1 protein-coding gene is annotated in these 509 nt (G+C 63.7%); it reads right to left on the minus strand.

All coding sequences use genetic code 11. The features are described 5' to 3' along the window. Nucleotides 1-509, minus strand: a 509-nt coding sequence (locus AAGW05_RS18555; protein ID WP_411806034.1) for a transketolase-like TK C-terminal-containing protein, incomplete at both ends; no start/stop codon positions are given.

Below are 509 nucleotides of genomic sequence, written 5' to 3' on the forward strand. Positions count from 1 at the left end.
GCGAAGTCGTTCGGGATGAACTGGCGGACCTGGTCCGGGACGGCTTTCATGTAGTCGGTGACGGCGACCACGGGTCCCTGGGCACCGGCCATTTTGGCGGTGATGTAGGGAACGCGGGCTACGGCGTCGGGGTTCAGGAAGGCTTCCTCTTCGGCGGCGAGGCCGTCGCGGCGCAGTTCTGTCCAGGACGTCACTGACCAGACATCGGCGGCGACGCCCCATTCCTGGGCGAGGATCTGTGCGGCTTCCAGGGCCCACGGCACGGAAACGCCCGAGGCCAAAAGCTGGGCCTTCGGGCCGGTTGCTTCGCTCTTTTTGAGCTGGTAGATGCCGCGGTTGATGCCCTCGACGTCGATGTTCTCCGGTGCCTTGGGTTGAACGATCGGCTCGTTGTACACGGTGATGTAGTACATGACGTTGGGATCGGTGGAATCGGGCCCGTACATGCGTTCCAGGCCGGCGCGCATGATGACACCGAGTTCGTAGCCGTAGGCGGGATCGTAGGTGAT

Origin of the sequence: Arthrobacter sp. LAPM80, assembly GCF_046736435.1 — a bacterium.
Lineage (GTDB): Bacteria > Actinomycetota > Actinomycetes > Actinomycetales > Micrococcaceae > Specibacter.